Annotated in this window: 20 protein-coding genes; 11 read left to right on the top strand and 9 right to left on the bottom strand. The window is 71.7% G+C overall.

Annotated elements, in window-relative coordinates; translation table 11 throughout:
• Positions 1-109: 109 nt before the first annotated feature.
• Positions 110-2,143, bottom strand: coding sequence for a thioredoxin domain-containing protein (locus CP976_RS27490; RefSeq protein ID WP_150482747.1), 2,034 nt, complete (start codon positions 2,141-2,143; stop codon positions 110-112).
• Positions 2,144-2,381: 238 nt separating this feature from the next.
• Between CP976_RS27490 and CP976_RS27485 the strand changes: the two genes are divergently transcribed.
• Positions 2,382-5,579 (top strand): tetratricopeptide repeat protein, encoded by a 3,198-nt coding sequence (locus CP976_RS27485; RefSeq protein WP_150482746.1) that lies wholly within the window; start codon positions 2,382-2,384, stop codon positions 5,577-5,579.
• Between the two features lie 131 nt (positions 5,580-5,710).
• Here the strand turns inward: CP976_RS27485 and CP976_RS27480 are convergent, their stop codons facing one another.
• Positions 5,711-5,989: a hypothetical protein gene (locus tag CP976_RS27480; protein ID WP_150482745.1), complete on the bottom strand. Its 279-nt coding sequence runs from the start codon at positions 5,987-5,989 to the stop codon at positions 5,711-5,713.
• Positions 5,982-6,863, bottom strand: coding sequence for a mycothiol conjugate amidase Mca (mca, locus tag CP976_RS27475; RefSeq protein WP_150482744.1), 882 nt, complete (start codon positions 6,861-6,863; stop codon positions 5,982-5,984). The genes CP976_RS27480 and mca overlap by 8 nt, the downstream gene beginning before the upstream one ends.
• Before the next feature lie 147 nt (positions 6,864-7,010).
• Between mca and CP976_RS27470 the strand changes: the two genes are divergently transcribed.
• Positions 7,011-7,409, top strand: coding sequence for a DUF4307 domain-containing protein (locus CP976_RS27470; RefSeq protein ID WP_150482743.1), 399 nt, complete (start codon positions 7,011-7,013; stop codon positions 7,407-7,409).
• A 179-nt stretch (positions 7,410-7,588) separates the two neighbouring features.
• Positions 7,589-8,086, top strand: coding sequence for a transcription elongation factor GreA (gene greA, locus CP976_RS27465; protein ID WP_086842376.1), 498 nt, complete (start codon positions 7,589-7,591; stop codon positions 8,084-8,086).
• A gap of 58 nt (positions 8,087-8,144) precedes the next feature.
• Here the strand turns inward: greA and CP976_RS27460 are convergent, their stop codons facing one another.
• The 3 genes from CP976_RS27460 to ilvA all read right to left on the bottom strand — a co-directional run bounded on the left by CP976_RS27460 (position 8,145) and on the right by ilvA (position 11,355).
• Positions 8,145-9,002, bottom strand: coding sequence for an ABC transporter permease (locus tag CP976_RS27460; RefSeq protein WP_150482742.1), 858 nt, complete (start codon positions 9,000-9,002; stop codon positions 8,145-8,147).
• Complete coding sequence (locus tag CP976_RS27455) at positions 8,999-9,976, bottom strand: ATP-binding cassette domain-containing protein (protein ID WP_150482741.1); 978 nt, start codon at positions 9,974-9,976, stop codon at positions 8,999-9,001. Before CP976_RS27455 ends, CP976_RS27460 begins: the two co-directional genes overlap by 4 nt.
• Before the next feature lie 149 nt (positions 9,977-10,125).
• Positions 10,126-11,355 carry a threonine ammonia-lyase gene (gene ilvA, locus CP976_RS27450; protein ID WP_150482740.1) on the bottom strand — a complete coding sequence of 410 codons (1,230 nt, stop codon included), beginning with the start codon at positions 11,353-11,355 and terminating at the stop codon, positions 10,126-10,128.
• 163 nt (positions 11,356-11,518) lie between these two features.
• On the opposite strand from ilvA, the gene CP976_RS27445 reads away from it, so the two are divergent.
• From CP976_RS27445 to CP976_RS27435, 3 genes are all read left to right on the top strand, one after another.
• The gene (locus CP976_RS27445) at positions 11,519-12,025 is read left to right on the top strand and encodes a MarR family winged helix-turn-helix transcriptional regulator (protein ID WP_174523215.1); all 507 of its coding nucleotides are present in this window, start codon (positions 11,519-11,521) and stop codon (positions 12,023-12,025) included.
• 337 nt (positions 12,026-12,362) lie between these two features.
• A complete protein-coding gene (locus tag CP976_RS27440; protein ID WP_150482739.1) occupies positions 12,363-12,866 on the top strand; it encodes a sigma factor-like helix-turn-helix DNA-binding protein in 504 nt (167 codons plus the stop codon).
• A gap of 55 nt (positions 12,867-12,921) precedes the next feature.
• A complete protein-coding gene (locus CP976_RS27435) occupies positions 12,922-13,173 on the top strand; it encodes a hypothetical protein (RefSeq protein WP_150482738.1) in 252 nt (83 codons plus the stop codon).
• 14 nt (positions 13,174-13,187) lie between these two features.
• Here the strand turns inward: CP976_RS27435 and CP976_RS27430 are convergent, their stop codons facing one another.
• The gene (locus CP976_RS27430; protein WP_150482737.1) at positions 13,188-14,342 is read right to left on the bottom strand and encodes a cystathionine gamma-synthase; all 1,155 of its coding nucleotides are present in this window, start codon (positions 14,340-14,342) and stop codon (positions 13,188-13,190) included.
• A 162-nt stretch (positions 14,343-14,504) separates the two neighbouring features.
• Between CP976_RS27430 and CP976_RS27425 the strand changes: the two genes are divergently transcribed.
• The 5 genes from CP976_RS27425 to CP976_RS27405 all read left to right on the top strand — a co-directional run bounded on the left by CP976_RS27425 (position 14,505) and on the right by CP976_RS27405 (position 19,545).
• The gene (locus tag CP976_RS27425; protein ID WP_150482736.1) at positions 14,505-15,626 is read left to right on the top strand and encodes a hypothetical protein; all 1,122 of its coding nucleotides are present in this window, start codon (positions 14,505-14,507) and stop codon (positions 15,624-15,626) included.
• Between the two features lie 183 nt (positions 15,627-15,809).
• A complete protein-coding gene (msrA, locus tag CP976_RS27420) occupies positions 15,810-16,478 on the top strand; it encodes a peptide-methionine (S)-S-oxide reductase MsrA (RefSeq protein WP_150482735.1) in 669 nt (222 codons plus the stop codon).
• A gap of 94 nt (positions 16,479-16,572) precedes the next feature.
• Entirely contained in the window at positions 16,573-17,679 is a 1,107-nt protein-coding gene (locus CP976_RS27415) for an AI-2E family transporter (RefSeq protein ID WP_190146898.1), read from the top strand.
• 102 nt (positions 17,680-17,781) lie between these two features.
• Complete coding sequence (locus CP976_RS27410) at positions 17,782-18,468, top strand: DUF4389 domain-containing protein (protein ID WP_150482733.1); 687 nt, start codon at positions 17,782-17,784, stop codon at positions 18,466-18,468.
• 156 nt (positions 18,469-18,624) lie between these two features.
• On the top strand, positions 18,625-19,545 hold the full coding sequence (locus tag CP976_RS27405) for a DUF5829 family protein (RefSeq protein ID WP_150485528.1): 921 nt from the start codon (positions 18,625-18,627) through the stop codon (positions 19,543-19,545).
• A gap of 34 nt (positions 19,546-19,579) precedes the next feature.
• Here the strand turns inward: CP976_RS27405 and CP976_RS27400 are convergent, their stop codons facing one another.
• Together CP976_RS27400 and CP976_RS27395 are read right to left on the bottom strand one after the other, a co-directional pair.
• Positions 19,580-20,341: an SDR family oxidoreductase gene (locus tag CP976_RS27400; RefSeq protein ID WP_150482732.1), complete on the bottom strand. Its 762-nt coding sequence runs from the start codon at positions 20,339-20,341 to the stop codon at positions 19,580-19,582.
• Positions 20,342-20,454: 113 nt separating this feature from the next.
• Entirely contained in the window at positions 20,455-20,838 is a 384-nt protein-coding gene (locus CP976_RS27395; RefSeq protein ID WP_150482731.1) for a VOC family protein, read from the bottom strand.
• Positions 20,839-20,957: the final 119 nt, after the last annotated feature.

The raw sequence follows: 20,957 nt of genomic DNA, 5'->3' as shown, positions 1-20,957 counted from the left end.
CGCCGTAACGGACTACCTCATCCGTCACGGCACTGTGCAGAGATTAAGGGGGAACTGTGAAGCCTGGGGGCTCTTCAGATAAAGAGCGTGTTTCCGTTGATTCCCGACTTCAGCCGCTCAGTACCGCACGCAACCTCTCAACTTCGGTCGTCGGGGCGTCACATGTGAAGTTACGGCAGACGTACGCGGCCGGTTCACCGCCGACCAGCGGACGGTCCGCGAGCAGCGGAAACTCGTCGCTCTCCGGGGCCCCCACCGCGACGACCGCGCCGGGCGCGGTGCCCAGAAGCGCCGTGCGGTGCAAGGTCCTTGTCCCCTCGTGGTCGAGGGACGGTCCCACGATCGCGACCTCGCGCGGCCCGTCCAGCGCCGCCTCGGCGGCGGCGAGCCCCCAGCCGATGAAGCGGGGCACGCGCGGCCCGAGCGCCTTGACGACGCCGAGGGCCCGCTCCGCGGCGGTGCGGTGGGGCCCGGACCCGGTGTGCGCGGCGTAGCTCAGCAGGGCGTTCGCCGCCGCGGTCCAGCCGGACGGGGCGGCGTTGTCGGTCGGGTCCTGCGGGCGCCGGATCAGCCGCTCGGCGTCTGCGGCGGTGTCGAACAGGGCGCCCGACTCCTCGTCGGTGAAGCGGGCCAGGACGTGGTCGAGGAGGAACCCGGCGAACTCCAGCCAGACGCCCTCCCCGGTGACGGACGCCAGCGCGAGGAAGCCCTCCGCCACGTCGGCGTAGTCCTCCAGAACACCGGCGTTGGCGCCGGCGTGGCCGTCCTTGCTGGTGCGGGTGAGGCGGGCCTGCTCGTCGAGGTGCAGCCGGACGAGGAGGTCGGCGGCGGCGAGGGCGGCCTCGACGAGGTCGGGCCGGTCGAAGTAGGCGCCGGTCTCGGCGAGCGCGGCGACAGCGAGCCCGTTCCAGGCGGCGACGACCTTGTCGTCCCGGCCGGGGGCGGGACGCTCGACCCGCGCCGCCAGCAGCCGCTCGCGGATCGAGGCGATCTTCCCGGCGTCGAACAGACCGTCCTGCTGCGGCAGTTGAAGCACGGACTGGCCGTGTTCGAAGGTGCCCTCCTCGGTCACGCCGAAGTACTGGGCGGCGAGTTCGGCGTCCTGCTCGCCGAGGACCTCGCGCAGTTGCTCCGGCGTCCACACGTAGTAGGCGCCCTCGACGTGCTTCCCCGTTCCGTCGTCGCTGTCGGCGTCCAGCGCGGAGGCGAACCCGCCCTCGGCGGTGCGCAGTTCGCGCACCATGAAGTCGGCGGTCTCCAGGGCGACCCGGCGGGCGAGCTCGGAGCCGGTGGCACGCCAGAGGTGGGCGTAGACCCGGCACAGCAGGGCGTTGTCGTACAGCATCTTCTCGAAGTGCGGCACGATCCAGTCACGGTCGACCGAGTAGCGGGCGAAGCCGCCGCCGAGTTGGTCGTAGATGCCGCCCCGGGCCATGCGCTCGCAGGTGTCCTGCGCCATCTGGAGGGCGCCCTCGGCACCGGTGCGGGCGTGGTGGCGCAGCAGGAACTCCAGCACCATGGACGGCGGGAACTTCGGCGCCCCGCCGAATCCGCCGCGTTGCGGGTCGTACTCGCGGGTCAGCGCGAGCAGCGCCTGCGCGAGCTCCTGCTCGCCGGGCGTCCGGTCGTCCCCGTAGGAGATCTCCCGCCCGGCCAGGTCCCGGACGATCTTCCCGGCGACCTCGGTGACCTCGTCCCGCCGGTCCTCCCACGCCTGGTGGACGCCCTGGAGCACCTGCCGGAAGGAGGGCATGCCCTGGCGCGGGGCGGGCGGGAAGTACGTGCCGAAGTAGAACGGCTCGGCGTCCGGCGTGAGGAAGACGGTCATGGGCCAGCCGCCGTGGCCGGTCGCGGCCTGCACGGCCTCCATGTAGACCGCGTCGACGTCCGGGCGCTCCTCGCGGTCCACCTTCACGCTCACGTAGTGCGCGTTGAGGTACTCGGCGGTCTGCTGATCCTCGAAGGACTCGTGAGCCATCACGTGACACCAGTGACAGCTGCTGTAGCCGATGCTGAGCAGCACGGGCACGTTCCGCTTGCGGGCCTCCTCGAAGGCCTCCGCCGACCAGGGCCACCAGTCGACGGGGTTGTCGGCGTGCTGAAGGAGGTAGGGGGACGTCTCGTGCGCCAGTCGGTTCGGCATGGTGTCCATCCTGCCGCAGTACCCCGCCCGGCACGCGTCAGGCGCCGCGCGGGCGACGCCCGGAGCGCACGCCCGACGGACGCGCGACGCCTCAATCCGCCCGTGTCTTCACACAATCGGGCCGGTCACGCCCCCTCGCCCCGATGCGCCGTCGGCAGCACACTTGACCAAGGAAACGACCGAGGAAACGACCGAGGTGACAAGCGAGCACGCCGTTGCCGCCGGAGGGGGACGTGACATGCGGGACAGTCATCGGGCGGATGCCGAGCGGCTGTTGGCACGGGCCGTGGAGGAGGAGGTACGCCGGACGGGCGGGCGCACCGACGGGAAGGTGCTGCTCGCGCGGGCGCGCGGGGCGCTCGACGCGATGGCGCAGAGCGCGGCCGAGGAGTACGAGGCCTACACGCGCGCCCTGGACGAGGCGGCGGCCGGGCAGCTCACCTTCGGACAGCGCTACGCCCGGGAGGGCGCCGGGACACCACTGCTGGTGGCCGCGGTCGCGGCGGTCGCGGCCGTCGTCGCCGACATGGCCCTGGGCACGAGTACCGGGACGGCGCTGGGCGCGGGCGTGACCGTGGGTGTGGTGGGCGCCGCGGCGACCGTCGTGAAGGTCGTCGGCTCGCATCTGCCGGCCGCACACCACCGGGCCGGGGCCGTGAGCCAGCCGGGCGGGCCCGAACAGCTGCGGCTCCAGTGGCTGACGGCGCTGGAGGTGCGGGGCATCCGGCCGTTCCTGGACCAGCAGCGGGTGCTCGCCGCCTCCACGGGGCCGAAGAAGACGGGGCCGCGGCTGCGGGGCACCGACAAGAGCGCGGCGGCGCGCGGGCGCAACGTGCTGGAGCAGTCCTTCGCGCAGCTCCCGGAACCGGCGGAGCCGTTCGCGGGGCGGCGGCACGAGCTGGCACAGATCCGGCAGTGGGTGCAGGCGGCCCGGGCGAGCACGGCGACCCAGCCGACGGTGGTCGTCCTGCACGGCACGCCCGGCAGCGGCCGTACGACCCTCGCGGTGCACGCCACGCACGATCTCAAGGACTACTTCCGCGGTGCCTGCGTCGTCGACCTGCGCTCCGACGGCCCGGGCGAGTCGCCGCTGTCCACCCGCGACGCCCTGCTGCATCTGCTCAACCGGCTCGGCGCGCCCCGCGAGCAACTGCTGTTCCGCGAGCGCTCCTCCCCCGACCAGCAGGTCAAGCGGCTGAGCGAGCTGTACCACCAGCATCTGACCGGCCTGCCGGTCACGGTCGTCCTGGACGACGCCTCGGACGCCGAGCAGGTCCGCGCCCTGGTCCCGGAGCGGTCCGACAGTCTGGTGCTGGTGACCGCGCGCAAACCCCTGGAGCCGGTGGAGCTGCCCGCACGGGTGCACCAGCTCGCAGTCGAGCCGCTGGACGCCGCCGGTGCGGAGGAACTGCTGGGCGCGGCGGCGCAGGACCGTTCCGGTCCGTACGACGCCGAGTCCGCCGACCGGGTCCGGGAGCTGTGCGGCGGGCTGCCGCTGGCGCTGCGCATCGCCGGCTCGTGTCTCGGCCCGCGCTCGCCGCGCGCGCTGGCCACGGACCTCGGCGCCTACGGCCCGGTCGAGCCGGTCGAGCGCGCCCTGTGGCTGCGCTACACCGACCAGCCGGAGGCCGTACGGCGGCTGCTGCGCCGCCTGGCCCTGGCCGGCCGGGCCTCGCTGGGCGCCGCCGCGGCCGCCGCGCTGCTGGCCACCGACGAGGCGGAGGCGAAACGCCACCTCCAGGCCCTGACCCGGGCGGGCCTGATCGACCACGTCCGGGGCGACCGCTACCGGCTGCACGACCTGGTCCGCGCCTTCGCCCAGGCCCGGCTCCTCGACGAGGAGGAACCGGCCGAGCGCACGGCGGCGCAGGAACGGCTGATCGTGAACTACGCCGAGCTGGCCGACTCGGTGCTGCGCATGGTCGACGGCAACATGTCGACCCGCACGAACCGCTTCAGCCCGTACGGCTTCACCTCCCTCGACGAGGCGCTGCGCTGGCTGGACGACGAGTCGAGCTTCATCACCGCGGCGCTGCGGCACGCCGAGGGCGTGAACCAGGCGGCGGTACTGAACCTCCTGGGCGCCCTGTGCGACTACTGCCTGCTGCGCGGCGACCTCTACCGCCTGGGCGAGATCAGCGAGCTGGCCCAGGCGGTGGACGAGGGCTTGCTGGTCCGCTCGGTGCAGTGGCGCACCGGCATCGCGGCACGGCAGCTCGGCGAACTGGACAAGGCGCGTACGACCCTCGCCTCGGTCGTCGACCTGTACCGGGAGGCCCACCACGACGCGGGCGCCGCCCGGGCCCTGTGCTCCCTCGGCATCACCCTGCACCACCAGGGCAATCTGACGGAGGCGTCGGCGAAGCTCCGCGAGGCCCTGGCCCTCCAGTCCTCCCCCGAGCTGGCGACGGACCGGGCGTGGACGATGCACGCCCTGGCGGCCGTGGAGCGCGATCGCGCCCGGGTGGCCGAGGCGCTGGACCTGCTCACCGAGTCGCTGGTGCTGCACCGCGCCGGCGAGTCCGTGCACGGCCAGGCGTGGGCGCACTTCCAGCTCGGCCAGTTGGGCCTGCGCATGGGCGACGTCCCGCGCGCCGAGTCCGAGCTGCGCGCGGCCCTGGAGCTGTACGGCCGCACGCGCGACGCCCGCGGTGAGGCCTGGGCCCTGACCCAGCTGGCCCGCGCACTGCTGGTCGCCGGTGACGCGTCCCCGGCCGTGGAGGAACTGCGCGGGGCGGCCGCCCAGCACCGCGACAACGAGGACGCGCGCGGCGAGGCGTGGACGCTGTACTACCTCGGCCAGGCCCTGGAGGAGACGGGCAACCTGGACCAGGCGGTCCGCGAACTGGAACGCTCCCGCACGATGTTCTCCCGCATGCGGGACGTCTACGGCCTGGCCTGCGCCCGCCACCACTCGGCGCGCGTCACCCGCGACCAGCGCGCGGCCCAGACGGGCTCGCTGCGCAACTCGGGCTTCGCCCGCCAGCTCCTGGTGGACGCCCGCGCCGACTTCCAGCGCATCGGTGTCGCCCACGGCGAGGCGTGGACCTGCCTGGAGCTGGCGGTCGTGGACGCGGGCAACGCCCGCACCCAGCAGGCCCTGGCGCTGTGCGACGAGGCGGCGGCCCTCTTCACGTCGTACGGCGACCGCCGGGGCGAGGACTGGGCCCGCTTCCTGCGCTGCACGCTCCTGCCGTACGCGGCCCCCGGCGGCATCGAGGTCGGCACGGCCGTGGCCCAGGAGGAGCTGGCCCAGCTGTCCCGCGCGAGCCATCCGCTGCGCGACCAGAAGCTGGACGACTATCTCGACGCGTACGCCTTGCTGCTGGAGCGCGGCGTGACCCTGGAGGCCGGCTGGCAGGCCTGGCGCCTGGGCATGGTGCCGAACCGGCATGCGCGGGAGGTGATGGGGGTGCCCGTGGAGTCGAAGACCTAGGGGGTGTCCGCAAAGTCACGCCCGCCCGCGACGCCCGGCACGCGGCACCCGTCGGCGGCGAACGGCCACCGACGGGTGTCCCCCGGGGAGAGACGGCCGCCCCGGGAGAGACGGCCGCCCCGGGAGGGGCGTCAGCCCTGCTTCTGCTTGCTCTGGCCGGAGGTCTCCGTGTCCGCGGTCTCCGGCTCCGCCGGCTCCGTCTGCTCGGCCTCGGGGTCCGGGGCCTGGGTGAAGTCGACCTTGTTCATGTGGCGGCTCATCGACTTCATCAGGGCCCACACCGCCAGGGCCATCGCCGCGAAGACGATGAAGCCGAGGACGCCGGGGGTGACCTTGTCCTCGTCGACCTCCTTGGCGAAGGAGACGAGGTGCGTCATTGCCAGGCTTGCGCTTGCGCTCATGTCAGGCATTGTCGCGGACGCCCGCGAAGAGGTCGTCCTCGGGGAGGGAGGTATCGACGAGGGACTTCGCCAGCTCGTACTCCTCCGTCGGCCAGACCTCCTTCTGGATGTCCATCGGGACCTTGAACCAGCCGCCGTCGGGGTCGATCTGCGTGGCGTGCGCGATCAGCGCCTTGTCGCGGATCTCGAAGAAGTCGCCGCAGGGGACGTGCGTGGTGAGCGTGCGCTCCTTCATGCCGAACTCCTCCCAGCGCTTGAGCCAGTCCCCGTAGGGCGACTCCATGCCCCGGTCGAGCATCGCCTGGTGCAGCGCCTCGGTGCGGGGGCGGTTGAAGCCCTGGTTGTAGTAGAGCTTCTGCGGCTGGTACGCGGGGCCGTACTCGGCCTCCGGGTACTTCTCGGTGTCCGCCGCACCCTCGAACGCCACCATCGAGATCTTGTGGGTCATGATGTGGTCGGGGTGCGGATAGCCGCCGTTCTCGTCGTAGGTGGTGATCACCTGGGGACGGAAGGCACGGATCTTGCGCACCAGCTCACCGGCCGCGTGGTCGACGTCCTCCAGGGCGAAGCAGCCCTCCGGCAGCGGCGGCAGCGGGTCGCCCTCGGGCAGACCCGAGTCGACGAAACCGAGCCACTCCTGCTTGACGCCCAGGATCTCCCGGGCCTCGTCCATCTCCTTCTTGCGTACCTCGTGGATGTGCTCCTCGACGTACTTGTCCCCCTGGAGCTTCGGATTGAGGATGGAACCGCGTTCCCCGCCCGTGCAGGTCACGACCAGCACGTCCACCCCCTCGGACACGTACTTGGCCATGGTCGCCGCGCCCTTGCTCGACTCGTCGTCGGGGTGGGCATGAACGGCCATCAGTCGCAACTGGTCAGTCAAGACTCAATCCTCAGTAAGTCGGCGCCCTGTGTGCCTCGGCGCAATCAGCGGCTTCTATAGTGACCGAAACGGGGGGCGAATAATTCCGGGACCGGGTCCCGGGCCCCCTCACGGGACGTTCGTCCCGGCCCTGCCTGGAGGACGATCATGAGTACGGCGAGCACGCGACTGCCCGAGGGCCGTTACGGCCGTTCCTCGGACCAGCGCGCCGACCGCACGCTCAAGGGCGTCGGCGCCGTCCTCGCGGCGGCGCTGCTGGGGCTCGTCGGCTGGTTCGGCTACCACTACGTCGCCCAGAGCGAGATCAGCGCCGAGGTGATCAGCTTCGAGCCGGGCAAGGAGTCCGTGCAGGTGCACCTGGAGGTCCGCAAGGACGCCGGCACCGACGGCTACTGCACCGTGCGCTCGCAGGCCGAGAACGGTGCCGAGGTCGGCCGGGCCGATTTCCGCTTCGACGGGGACGCCACCCGCATCGACAAGGTCGTCACGCTCCGTACGACCTCCCCGGGGACGACGGCCGAGCTGCTGGGCTGCCACACCGGCTGAGACCCTGCCGGAGTCACCCGCAATCCGTAGCGCCTGACCTGCGCTGACGTGAAACTGGTGGCTTATGTCCTCCCCCTTCCGGCCCTGAATTGTTAGGCTCGTGGTTTCGCCCATCCGTGAAGGAACATGCTTCTGGGTAGGGCGATGCTTTGTATTCCCAGTACCTACGAGGAGCACCTGTGACCCAGACCAGCGAGAACGTCACCTGGCTGACCCAGGAGGCGTACAACAAGCTCAAGGCTGAGCTTGAGTACCTTACTGGTCCCGCGCGGGCGGAGATCTCCGCGAAGATCGCCGCGGCGCGCGAGGAGGGCGACCTGCGTGAGAACGGCGGGTACCACGCAGCCAAGGAGGAGCAGGGCAAGCAGGAACTCCGTGTGCGCCAGCTCACCCAGCTCCTCGAGAGCGCCAAGGTCGGCGAGGCACCCGCGGCGGACGGTGCCGTGGCGCCCGGCATGGTCGTCACGATCGCGTTCGACGGTGACGAGGACGACACGCTGACGTTCCTGCTCGCCTCGCGCGAGTACGCGAGCGCCGACATCGAGACGTACTCCCCGCAGTCCCCGCTGGGCACCGGCGTGATCGGCCACAAGGTCGGCGAGGACGCGCAGTACGAGCTCCCGAACGGCAAGAAGGCCTCGGTGAAGATCCTCAAGGCCGAGCCGTACGAGGGCTGAACCACCCCGGCCGATGTCTTGATCCGCCCCCGGTGCCCTCGCGGTACCGGGGGCGCTGTCATGCCGTCGCGGACCGGTACTTGCGCACCGCCAGCGTCCGGAAGACGACCAGGATCAGGATCGAGTAGATCAGCGAGGCCCAGACGGGGTGCTGCATGGGCCAGGCGTCCGACTGCGACTGGCCCGGGTTGGCGAACAGCACGCGGCAGGCCTGGACCGTGGCGCTGAAGGGGTTCCACTCGGCGATGTGGCGCAGCCACGGGGTCATGTGGCTGGTGTCCACGAACGCGTTGGAGATGAACGTGACCGGGAAGAGCCAGATCAGCCCGCTGGACGTGGCCGCCTCCGGGGTCCGGACGGACATGCCGATCAGGGCGCCGATCCAGGTGAACGCGTACCCGAGCAGGAGCAGCAGGCCGAAGGCCCCGAGCACCTTGCCGAGGTTGGTGTCGCCGTCCGACCCGACGCGCCAGCCGACCAGGAGGGCGACGACCGCGAGGACGACCAGGGTGAGGGCCGTCTGCACGGAGTCGGCGAGGGTGCGCCCGGTGAGGACCGCGCCACGTGCCATGGGCAGGGAGCGGAAGCGGTCGATGAGGCCCTTGTGCATGTCGTCGGCGATACCGGCGCCGGAGCTGGCGGTGGCGAACGTGACGGTCTGCGCGAAGATGCCCGCCATCAGGAAGTTCTTGTAGTCGACGGCGCTGGTGCTGCCGCCGATCTGCATGGAACCGCCGAAGACGTAGGTGAACAGCACCACGAACATGATCGGCTGGATCAGCCCGTAGATGATCATCTCCGGGATCCGGGACATGCGGATCAGGTTGCGTTTCGCGACGACCAGCGAGTCGCGGATGGACTGGCTGACCGGGTTCGCGGCCGGCGCGACCCGCACGGTGTCGGTGACGGCGCTCACTTCGCGGCCTCCTTGTCGTTCTCCTCGTTCTTCGCTTCGGCCACGTGTCCCGTCAGCGACAGGAAGACGTCGTCCAGGGTCGGCCGGCGCAGGCCGATGTCGTCGATCTCGATGCCCCGGGTGTCCAGTTCGCGGATGACCTCGGCGAGGAGCTTGGCGCCGCCGGTCACGGGCGCGGTGAGCTTGCGCATGTGTTCCTCGACCGTGGTGTCGCCCTTGCCGAATCCGGCGAGCACCTCGGCGGCGGCCTGGATGTGCTCGCGCTCGTGCACCACGACCTCGACGCGCTCGCCGCCGGTGCGGGCCTTGAGCTGGTCGGCGGTGCCCTTGGCGATGACCCGGCCGTGGTCGACCACCGCGATGTCGTGCGCCAGGTGGTCGGCCTCTTCCAGGTACTGCGTGGTCAGCAGCAGCGTCGTGCCGCCGGAGACCAGTTGCTTGATGACCTCCCAGAGCTGCTGGCGGTTGCGGGGGTCGAGGCCGGTCGTCGGCTCGTCCATGAACATCACGGGCGGCGAGACGACGAGGGCCGCCGCGAGGTCGAGCCGGCGGCGCATGCCTCCGGAGTAGGTCTTGGTGGGGCGGTCGGCCGCGTCCGCGAGGTGGAACTGCTCCAGCAGCTCGGCCGCGCGCTCCTTCGCCGCCTTGGCCCTCATCTGATAGAGCTGGCCGACCATCTGGAGGTTCTCGCGGCCGGTCAGATACTCGTCGACGGCCGCGAACTGGCCGGACAGGCCGATGGAGCGGCGGACGGCGTCGGGCTGTTCGAGCACGTCGATGCCCGCGACGACCGCCCGTCCGCTGTCGGGGCGCAGCAGGGTGGTCAGGCAGCGGACGGTGGTCGTCTTGCCCGCGCCGTTCGGCCCGAGCAGGCCGAGGACCGTGCCCTCGGGCACGTCGAGGTCGACGCCGTCCAAGGCCTTTACGTCACCGAAGGTCTTGACCAGACCTTCGGCATAGATGGCGCCTGGCATAAAAGTCTCCACGTCTTCGGGGATCGCCGGACAGGATGGATCATGTTTCGCACGGACACACCATAACGCGATGTATCGCGTCTCTCAATGAGGTTTTCCGCGTTGCGCTCGGCGTGACGAAAGGATCTTGAACCCGGCTCCGGAGGCGGTCAGCCCATGACCGTGTAGCCCGCCTCGCGCAGCGCCTGGCCCACCTCGGCGCAGTGCGCCGGGCCCTTCGTCTCCAGGTGCAGCTCGACCTCCGCCTCCGTGAGCCCGAGCCGTGGGTCGGTTCGTACATGGCTCACATCGAGGACGTTAGCGTCGACCACTGACAACACGCCCAGAAGTGTGGCAAGAGCGCCGGGCCGGTCCGTCAGCCGCAGCCGGACGGCCAGGTAGCGGCCCTGCGCGGCCATGCCGTGCCGCAGCACCCGCTGCATCAGCACCGGGTCGACGTTGCCGCCGGACAACACCGCGACGACCGGCCCCTCGAAGGAGCCGGGCCGGCTCAGCAGCGCCGCGACCGGGCTCGCCCCGGCCGGCTCCACGACCAGCTTGGCCCGCTCCAGGCACAGCAGCAGCGCGGCGGACAGCTCGTCCTCGCTGACCGTCCGCACCTCGTCGACCAGCTCGCCGACGATCCCGAACGGCACGTCGCCGGGCCGCCCGACCTTGATGCCGTCGGCCATCGTCGCCGGATTCCCGACCGAGACGGGCCGGCCCGCCGCCAGCGAGGGCGGATAGGCCGCCGCGCCCGCCGCCTGGACGCCGATGATCTTCATGTCGGGCCGCAGCGCCTTCACCGACACCGCGATCCCGGCGGCCAGCCCGCCGCCGCCGATGCCGACCACGATCGTGCGCGCCTCCGGGCACTGCTCCAGGATCTCCAGGCCGACCGTGCCCTGGCCCGCGATGATGTCGGGGTGGTCGAAGGGGTGGATGAACACCGCGCCCGTCTCGGCCGCGTACTCCTGCGCGGCGGCCAGCGTCTCGTCGACCACCTGGCCGTGCAGCCGCACCTCGGCCCCGTAGTCCCGGGTGGCGCTGACCTTGGGCAGCGGGGCGCCCTTCGGCATGAACACCGTGGAGCGCACGCCGAGCAGCGCGGACGCCAGGGCGACGCCCTGCGCGTGGTTGCCGGCGCTCGCGGCGACGACCCCGGCGGCGCGCTCCTCGGGCAGCAGGCCCGCGATCCGGACGTAGGCGCCGCGCAGCTTGAACGAACCCGTCCGCTGGAGGTTCTCGCACTTGAGGTGCACCGGCGCGCCGACCATCTGGGACAGGTGCCTGCTGCCCTCCAGCGCGGTCACCCGTGCCACGCCCGAGAGCATCTTCTGGGCGCCGCGCACGTCGTCGAGGGTGACGGGCAGCAAGGAGTCAGCCGTGCTGTAGCTCATGACTCCAGCATCGCAGTTCACGAGCGGGAACGACCGTTGTGACCAACCTCCGAGACCCGCTTTGCGCAGCGCCGGTACGGCCCGCGCCCCGGCCGCGTACCCTGTCCCCCAATCAGCCAGCCCTCCACGAAGTGAGCCCCCGGCCATGCCCACAACACCTGAAATGTCGATGGACATGACGACCGTCGGTGACACCGGTCTTCTCGACACCCTCCAGCACGAGGTGGCGGTGTTCGCCCGCCGTGCCGAACAGACGCGGCTCGGCGGGGTCGGGCAGGTGCGCAACTCCATGGACCGCGCCGCGTACCTGCTGCTCAACCGTCTCGACAAGGAAGGCCCGATGGGCGTCAAGGCGCTCGCCGCGAGCATGGGGATCGACTCCTCGACGGTCACCCGGCAGGTGGCTCCGCTCGTCGACACCGGCCTCGTCAAGCGCACGTCGCACCCCGAGGACGGGCGTGCGGTGGTGCTCCAGCTGTCCCCGCGCGGGCAGGCGCGGCTGGAGGAAGTGCGCTCGTCCCGGCGGCAGTTGATGGCCGAGCTGACCGAGGACTGGGAGCCGGAGGAGCGCGAGGCGTTCTGCTCGCTGCTCACGCGCTTCAACAGCGCGCTGTCCGCCCGGATGGCGGTGTCGGGGCTGCCGGGGCCGGAGGCGCAGTCGCCGTCATAAGAGACGTGCGGCATAAGAGGCCCGCGACATGAGAGACGCATGACGCGCCGTTCGCTCTCCGGGGGCGCCCCTAGGACGCGTGCCCGCCACGCGCGCGTGACGGAGGAGGGGCGAGCGCGAGCTCGTGCGGTGGCGGCCGGCCGGGCCCGGGCGGGCGCCTCCTGACCGTGGCGCCGCCGCGCCGTCCGGGGCATCCGCCGTCCCGAGCCGGTGCGCGGCTCTTGACCGCGGGGCCGCCCCTGGCCTGATATGAGACCGGGTCCCCGTCGTACGCGGCCGTCGCGTCCGTACCCGGCCGGGCCCGCTTCTTCAGGGTCGCCGTCGGGCGGGAGGCGCGGTGCGACAACGGCATGCGTCCCAGGCGACCCGGCGAGACCGGGAGTTCGAGGCGTTCGTCGCGGGCGCGGCCGGGCGGCTGTTGCACGCCGCGACCCTGCTCACCGCCGAGGCCCCGGACGACAACCCCCGCGCGCGACGCCTGCTGACCCTGTCGCTGGCGCACACGTACGCGTGCTGGGACCGGCTGCGCGGCGAGGATCCGTACGACCGCGCGCGGCAGTACCTGGCCAGCCGCTTCGCACGCGGCGCGTGGCACCACCACGGCGGTCTCGGCCGCTCCCGGCCGCACCCGGCGAGTCCCCTGGCCCCGCTCACCCCGCAGGAGCGGCTGATCCTGGTGCTCAGGCTCTACGAAGGCGTCGCCGAGGAGCAGACGGCGGCCCTGCTCGGCCTGTCCGCGGAGCGCGTACGGGCCATCTGCCACCGGGCGACGACGACCCTGCTGCACCGCTCGCGAGAGCCGGCACCGGCGGCGACGGCTCCGAAGGCGGTGCCGTCATGAGCCCGGCGGACCGGAAACCTCTCGGCGAGCGCCCTCCCGGCGAACGGAGGCGGGTATGAGCGGGAAGAACCGCGAGGCGGCCGCTCGGCGGCTGCTGGAGCAGGCGCCGTCGCGGTCCGTGCCGCCCGAGATCCACGCGGAGGCGGTGCGCCGGGGCGCCCGGATGCTGCGGCGCAGGACGGTCGCGCGACGCCTGGTGTGGCTGCTGATGTTCGCGGCGGCCGTGGCGTTCGCGGTGTGGGCGCTGACGGCCCGCCCGTGGGTGGAGCCGCCGTCGCACACGACTCCACCCCTCACCAGCTGGTGACCCCGCCGGGGTTCCTAGCCGAGCGCCTGCTGAAGGTCTTCCAGCAGATCGTCGGCGTTCTCGATGCCGACGGACAGCCGCACCAGGTCGCCGGGCACCTCCAGGAGCGAGCCGGCCACGGAGGCGTGCGTCATCCGGCCGGGGTGCTCGATCAGCGACTCGACGCCGCCCAGGGACTCTCCCAGCGTGAACACCTTGGCGCGGTTGCAGACCTCGACGGCAGCCTCCTCACCGCCCGTCACGCGGAAGGACACCATGCCGCCGAACGACTTCATCTGCTTGGCGGCGACCTCGTGACCGGGGTGCTCCGGCAGGCCCGGGTACAGGACGCTCGTCACGCGCGCGTGCCGGGTGAGCATGTCGGCGACCTTGGCGGCGTTCTCACTGTGCCGGTCCATGCGCACCGCGAGCGTCTTGGTGCCGCGCAGCACCAGCCAGGAGTCGAAGGGCCCGGCGACCGCGCCCATCGCGTTCTGGTGGAAGGCCAGTTCCTCGCCCAGGTCCGGGTCGTCCGTGATCAGCGCGCCGCCGACGACGTCCGAGTGGCCGCCCATGTACTTGGTCAGCGAGTGCACGACGACGTCCGCGCCGAGCGAGAGCGGCTGCTGGAGGTAGGGCGTGGCGAAGGTGTTGTCGACGACGAGGCGGGCGCCCGCGTCCCGGGTGACCTGAGCGACGGCGGCGATGTCCGTGATGCCGAGGAGCGGGTTGGAGGGGGTCTCCACCCAGACGACCTTGGTCTTCGGGGTGATGGCGGCCCGGACGGCCGCCGGGTCGCTGGTGTCGGCGACCGACCACTCCACGCCCCAGCGGGCGACGACCTTGGCGAACAGGCGGAACGTGCCGCCGTAGGCGTCGTTGGGGATGACCACGTGGTCGCCGGGGCTGAGCAGCGTGCGCAGCAGGCAGTCCTCGGCCGCCAGCCCGGACGCGAACGCGAGACCGCGGCGGCCGCCCTCCAGGGCGGCGAGGTTCTCCTCCAGCGCCGTCCTGGTCGGGTTGGCGCTGCGGCTGTACTCGTAACCGCCGCGCAGGCCGCCGACGCCGTCCTGCTTGTAGGTCGACACCTGGTAGATCGGCGGGACGACCGCGCCGGTCAGGGGGTCGGCGGTGTTGCCCGCGTGGATCGCGAGCGTCTCGAAGTGCTGACTGATTTGCCTGTCGCTCATGGGCACCGAGGGTAATGCGCCGACGCCTTGAGTGCCGGGCGATGAGGCGGCGGGCCCCTGAGCCGGGTACTCCACAGGGTGGCGGGTGCGGCTGGGCCGGGTTTTCCACAGGTTCGGGGACCAGGTTGGCCAATTGTCGGCGCGGTCTGGTTCGCTTGTTGCATGGAGATTCTCTGGGTCCTGATCGCGCTGGTCATGCTGGGCTTCGTGCTGCTTCCCTTCCTGCGGCGCAGGCGCGGGGCCGCGATCGGGCTGGTCTCGCCCGACCACCCGGACGCCGCGGACCCGGCGAACTACGGCTTCGTCCGCGAGGAGGAGCTGGACATCCGTATGCCCGGCCCCGACCAGGACCTGCTGGACGTCCTGGACGTGGTGCAGCGCACGCAGGACTACCGCGCGGCGCAGCAGCTCCTCGCGGGCACGGAGGCGGAGGGCGAGCAGCGCTGGCAGCGCGTGCAGGCCTTCGCGGGTGCGGCCTCGCTGGAGCTCTCTCAGCGGCCCGGCGGGGTGGGCGAGGCGCCGGGCGGGCAGTGGCTGCGGGTGTGGCGGGCCGAGGCGCCCAAGGACGCGGGCGGGGCCGCGGTGCACGCCGAGTTCCTGGTGCAGCAGGCGTGGCGGACGGCGACGCCCGGGACGGACGAGTTCCGGATCATCATGGAGGAGGCGAAGGCGGCGTGCGGCGAGGCGGCGCTGCTGGCCCCCGGGGATCCGATCCCGTACATCGTCGAGCTGTCGGTGGCCCGCGGCCTGGGGTACTCCCAGAAGGAGTTCGAGCAGGTCTGGCTGAGGATCCTGGACCGGGCCCCGGCCCACATGGGAGCGCACCTGGCCGCGCTGCACTACTGGTGCGAGAAGTGGCACGGCTCCCGTGAGCTGGCATACGAGTTCGCGGAGGCCGCGGCGGCCCGCGCCCCCCAGGGCTCCCTCCTGGCGGCGATGCCCCTCTTCGCGGTGTTCGAGCACCTCCCCGAGGTGACCCTGGTCAGCAGCTTCTGGCAGACCGAGGTCGTCTCCAAGGCGGTCCACGGCGCGCTGCACGCGGTGCACTCGGCCCGCCCCGACGACCCGATGCTGGCGCACGTGCGGCACATGCTGGTCTTCTTCCTGGTCCGCAGCGAGCGCTGGTCGGAGGCCATGAACCAGTTGGTGCACATCGACGGCCACGTCGGCGCCCTGCCCTGGACCCTGTCCGCCGACCCGGCGGCGGAGTTCGCGGTGTACCGGGCCCTGGCGGTGGCAGGCTACGAGGCCAACGGCGGCAGCCCGGCGAGCCTGCCGCACTGAGACGCGGCCCTGGGCGCGCTGAGACGCGGTTTGGCGCGCCCCAGGATGCACGGCACCCGCCGGCCACCCCGAGGCACGGCGCCCCGGCCACCCCGAAGCGTGGCCCCGGCCGGAATTCCCTCCGGCTCCGACACGTTGAACCTGGCGTCGCCCCGCGTGGGTGTCGCGCCGATTGGAGACCGCATGTTCCTGCACAGCCGTACGCCCCAGCTGCCGACCCCTGAGCAGGCGCTGCCCGGCCGCTCGGAGCCGGCGTTCACGGTCCCCGACCGCCACACCGTCCTCGGCAACCCGCTGCTCGGCCCCTACCCGGAGGGGCTGGAGACCGCCGACTTCGGCCTGGGCTGCTTCTGGGGCGCCGAGCGCAAGTTCTGGCAGCTCCCGGCAGGGGTGTGGACGACCCTGGTCGGCTACCAGGGCGGTTACACGGAGAACCCCACGTACGAGGAGGTCTGCTCGGGCCTGACGGGTCACACGGAGGTCGTCCGCGTGGTCTACGACCCGAAGCTGGTCTCGTACGAGAGCCTCCTGAAGACGTTCTGGGAGTCCCACGACCCCACGCAGGGCTTCCGCCAGGGCAACGACGCGGGCACGCAGTACCGCTCGGCGATCTACACCCACACCCCCGAACAGGCGGCCACCGCCAAGTCCTCCCGCGAGTCCTACCAGAAGGTCCTCGCCTCTTCCGGCTACGGCGACATCACCACGGAGATCGTCCCGGCGGAGGGCCGCCCGTTCTACCCGGCGGAGGGCTACCACCAGCAGTACCTGGACAAGAACCCGGCGGGATACTGCGGCATCGGCGGCACGGGCGTGTCCTGCCCGATCGGCGTTGCCAAGACCGACGGGTGAGCGCCGGCCACGGACACGCGCGACAGGAGTGAACAGCGGCACCACTGGAACCGGTGGGACCCGGTGGCAATAGGGTGCCTCCGTGACTGCGCCCTTGAGTTCCACGAAGACCCGTGACGCGCTCCGGATATCGGCCCGTGTCTCCGCAGAGCTGCTGCTGGTGCTGGTGATGCTGGCAGTGGCTCTGTGGCTGCTGGGCCGGATGTGGTCGGTTGTCTGGCCGCTCGTCGTCGGATTGCTGCTGACCACGCTGACCTGGCCCGCCGCCCGTGTCCTGCGTCGCCGCGGGTGGCCGCCCGCGCTCGCCGCGTCGGTCGTGACCGTGCTGTTCCTGCTGGTCTCCGCGGGTGTCGTGGCGCTGATCGCCGTGCCCGTGGCGTCCCAGTCCGGTCAGCTGACCGACGGCGTGGTCGAGGGCATCCAGAAGATGCGCGAGTGGGCCGCCGGGCCGCCGCTGAACATCGGTGACGCCCAGATCAACAAGGCCTTCGACACCGCGGTCGCCCGCGCCCAGGAGGGCCTCGGCAGCATGGTCGGCGCTGTCGTCACAGGCGTGAGCACCGTGGTGAACGGCTTGGTCACCGCCGTTCTCGCCCTCTTCCTGATGTTCTTCTTCCTCAAGGACGGCCCGCGGTTCCTGCCGTGGCTCTCCCGTCAGCTGCCCGGCCGGCTCGCCGCCGACGTCCCGACCGTGTTCGAGCGCGGCTGGAACACGCTGGGTGCCTTCGTGCGCTCCCAGGCGGCCGTCGGCCTGCTCGACGCCGTTCTGATCGGCCTGGGCCTGTGGATCCTGGGCGTACCGCTGGTGCTCCCGCTGGCGGTGCTGACCTTCGTGTCCGCGTTCGTGCCGATCATCGGCGCCCTGTTCGCAGGTTTCGTCGCCGTCCTCATCGCGCTCGTCTCCAACGGCCTGACGGACGCGCTGATCGTGCTGGCCATCATCGTCGTGGTGCAGCAGCTCGAGGGCAATGTGTTCCAGCCCATGATCCAGAGCCGGGGGCTCGGCCTGCACGCGGCCGTGGTGCTGCTGGCGGTGACGCTGGGCGGCAGCCTGGCCGGCATCGTGGGCAGTCTGCTGGCCGTCCCGATCGCCGCGCTGATCGCGGTGGTCTGGAACTACGTGCGGGAGCAGCTCAGCGATCCGCCACAGGAACCGGACGGCGCCGACGAACCCGACAGCACCGCCCCTGTCCCCTCGTAACGGTCCCGGACACGCGAACGCCCCCGGGCGCGCGAACGGCCCCGCCCAGGTCGCGGGGCTCCTTCTCGCTTGCGAGCCTGCAAGCGAAGGGAGTTCCGCCCCATGATTCCTGTCACCGCGTCGCCCGTACGTCTGGAGGCGTCCCTCGACGCCCGGTTGTCCCGATGGCTGTGGCTGGTGAAGTGGCTGCTCGCCATCCCGCACTACATCGTGCTGTTCTTCCTGTGGATCGCGTTCGTGCTCGTGAGCGTCGTCGCGTTCTTCGCCATCCTGTTCACCGCCCGCTACCCCCGCTCCCTGTTCGACTTCAACGTCGGCGTGCTGCGGTGGAACTGGCGGGTCACCTACTACGCCCACACCGCGCTCGGCACCGACCGGTACCCGCCGTTCACCCTGTCCGACGTGCCCGACTATCCGGCCCGCTTCGACGTCGCCTACCCCGAGCGGCTCTCGCGCGGACTGGTGCTGGTGAAGTGGTGGCTGCTGGCGATCCCGCAGTACATCGTCGTCGCGATGTTCGTGGGCGGTGGCTGGGGGTCGGGCTGGGACGACGGGGGCGGCTGGCGGGGCAGTGGGCTGATGCCGTTCCTCTCGCTGGTCGCGGTGGTCGTCCTGCTGTTCACCGCCCGCTATCCGCGGCACCTCTTCGACTTCCTGATCGGCCTCGCCCGCTGGTGCGCCCGGGTGACCGCGTACGCCGCCCTGATGACCGACCGGTACCCCCCGTTCCGTCTCGACATGGGCGGACAGGAGCCCCCCGACCAAGGGCCACTGACCAAGACCCCCTGACCAGGACTCCCGGCCAAGGACTCCCGGCCAGGGCTCCCGAACAGGGCTCCCGAACAGGGCTCCCGAACAGGGCTCCTGACAAAGGCCTCGATCCCCGGCGGAAGCGCTTCCTCCCGCCCTACGCTCCTGCGCATGACGGTCAGACGAGCATTACAGATGATCATGGTCATCGCCCTGGCCCTCGCGGGGGCGGTCCAGGGCGGGGTGAGCTCCGCGCGGGCCGAGGACGGCGGGCGGCAGCTCCTTTTCTACAACCACGCCTACGGCGTGCTCGACCGGGAGACCGCGGACGCCATCGAGCACTCCGCCTTTCTGAGGGATTTCGCCAACTTCCAGGTCCGCACCACGACCGGTGCCGGCGGGCAGACCTGGACCGGCCGCTATCTGATGGGGCGCGAGACGTACATCGAGCTGTTCGGGACCGGCGACCTCCCCGGCAAGGACGGCACCCTCGGCTCCACCGGCATGGGCGTCTCGACCGAGCGGGAGGGCGACCTGGCGAAGGTGACAGCGCGGCTGCGCGAGCTGGGGATCAGCGACCCCGTCGAGTTCCGGCAGACCCGGGACTTCGGCGACGGCGTCCCGGTGCCCTGGTTCGACGCCGTCTTCACCACCGACGAGTACGACCTCTTCGGCGCCTGGGGCATGGAGTACCGGCCGGAGTACTTCGCCGACCCGCGCGGCAACACCGAGCCCGCCGCACACCCCGGTGACGTGGGCCGGGAGCGCTACCTGTCCGACGGTTACCGCGACCACCTGATGCGGGACGTGACCGGCATCCGGCTCGCGGTGACCGCCCGGGACCTCGCCAACACGGTGCCGCTGCTGAAGGCCGGCGGGTTCGCCGTACGGTCCCTGCCCGGCGGGGGCGCCGTCGCGCAGGGCGGCGGCACCACGCTGCGGTTCGACGCCGTGCCGCTCGACCAGGTGGGTCTGCGGCAGGTCGAGATGTCGCTGAACAGGCCGGTGTCGTACCGGCACGAGGAGCGGATCGGCCACTCGGCCCTCGTCGTCGGCCCGGGGTCCCGTGCCGTGTGGACCTTCGGAGAGCAGGACCGGCCGAGCCGCTCCGGGTGACGACCGGTGCCCCGACACCCCTGGCGGACATCCCCTAGCCGAGCCTCTCCCGCAGAAACTCCTCCCAGGTCCGCTTCCCCGCCTCCGCCCCCTCCAGCGTCAGGTTCGCCCCCGCCCGGTACGCCCGCCCCGCCTTCCCGGGGATCCGCACCGGCAGCATCGGGCGGCGCCGACCGCGCAGGCGGAGGTAGGGGCGGGCCAGGGCCGCGAGGTCGTGGACGTCCGGTCCCGTCATGTCCGCGACAAGGCCGGACGGGTCGCCGAGGGTCAGCTCCGCGAGGCGGGCGGCGACCTCCCGCGAGTCCACCGGCTGGAGCCGGAGGCCACCGGGCACCGGGAAGACCGGCAGCTTCGCCATCTTCTCGACCATGGTCAGCGCCAGGTCGTGGAACTGGGCCGCGCGCAGGGTCGTCCAGGGGATGCCGGATTCGGAGACGGCCCGCTCCGACTCCAGCTTCGTGCGCATCCAGGCCAGGGGGACCCGGTCCGCGCCGATGACCGAGATGTAGAGAAAGTGCCGTACGCCGGCCCGGGACGCGGCGCGCACCAGGGTGCGGGTGGCCTCGTCGTCGCGCTTGGGGCCGCCCGCCAGGTGCAGCACGGTCGCCACGCCGTCGACGGCGGCCTCGACGCCCTCGCCCTTCAGCAGGTCGCCGGTGACGTACTCGACGCCGTCCGTGGCGGGACGGGCCTGCCGGGTGAGCACCCGCACGTCGTGGCCGGACGCGCGCAGCAGCGGCAGGACGTGACCGCCCAGAGTGCCCGTGCCGCCGGTGACCAGGATCGGTGATGTCATGGCTGCTCCCCAGTTCTTCGCCTTCTGATGTCGCCTTCGCCGGTATGACGAAGGGCGGCGCGAAGATGTGACGAGCTGGGGCGCGAAGACGCGACGAGCTGGGGTGCGAGGGCTCAGCCGCCGCTGCCGTACGGCCGCGTGATGATCTCCAAGCGGTGGCCGTCGGGGTCGTCGAAGTACGCGCCGCGGCCGCCGTCGTTGTGGTTGATCTCGCCGGGACGGCTGTGGAACGGATCCGCCCAGTACCTCAGACCGGCCTCCTGGATCCGGGCGAAGATCTCGTCGAACTCGTCCTCCGAGACGAGGAAGGCGTAGTGCTGCGACGTGATGGCGCCGGGGCTGTCCATGTAGTCGAGCGTCACGCCGTTGGGGATCTCGACGGGGAGGAACGGGCCGTAGGGCGGGCTCACGTCCAGCCCCAGGATGTCGGCGAGGAACCGGGCCGAGACGCGCTTGTCGCGCGCGGCGACGATGGTGTGGTTCAGCTGCACGGTCATGGCGGGCCTCCCCTGACGTACCTGGCCCCTGGTGCACTCCCCCACGGGTACCCCGCGGGCACCTCCTCGTGCATGACGAACGCCCTGAGTACCCCGGCGCGCTGCCGTGGCCCTCAGGG

The organism is Streptomyces coeruleorubidus (assembly GCF_008705135.1).
Taxonomy (GTDB): Bacteria; Actinomycetota; Actinomycetes; order Streptomycetales; family Streptomycetaceae; genus Streptomyces; species Streptomyces coeruleofuscus.
This window is presented reverse-complemented; position numbering and strand designations above follow the sequence as displayed.